The organism is Streptococcus mitis, assembly GCF_002096895.1.
GTDB lineage: Bacteria > Bacillota > Bacilli > Lactobacillales > Streptococcaceae > Streptococcus > Streptococcus mitis_AH.
Genome location: NZ_NCVI01000002.1, coordinates 1 through 534, shown reverse-complemented (window position 1 = coordinate 534; position 534 = coordinate 1). Strand labels below are relative to the sequence as shown.

Annotated in this window: 1 protein-coding gene; it reads right to left on the bottom strand. The window is 42.5% G+C overall.

The window, feature by feature from the left end; genetic code table 11:
• Positions 1-534 (bottom strand): mucin-binding protein (locus B7697_RS09320; protein ID WP_419991791.1); only part of this gene is annotated, 534 nt, incomplete at both ends.

Below are 534 nucleotides of genomic sequence, written 5' to 3'. Positions count from 1 at the left end.
GTAATGGATGGTACGGCTAACACTTTCCTTGTTATCCAAGTTTTCAACGGTTCCTGGCCAACGTGGGCTATCTGGTTGTCCTGGATTGACTGGTGTGTTTGGTTGTGGAGTTGGGTTATCTGGATTAACCGGTTCAACACGTTCTGAAAGGGTTACAGTGTAGACTTGGTCACGTGCTGTATCGTAGTCATAAACCTTAGCACCACCTGCTGTAAATTCATCGCTAACAAGGTTATAACCTTGTTTCTTGAATTCATTGATTTGACTTGTTGTGCTGTAGGCAATGGCTTCACCTGACTTACCTGTCACTTCATCTGTTGTGAGAACACGGTTACCATTAGTACTTACATAACGGATAACAGCTTTTTGAACATCCTTACGGTAAGTAACTGTTTCAACGCGGTCTTGGTCTTTAGCCTTCACTCCACTTACAGCTGGGATTTCTGATTTATCCGCTGTGTAACCTGCGATAGTTGGAGAGACTACTTTATCAAACGTATCATCATTAGTTGTCCAGTCTTGGAAGAAAATTTG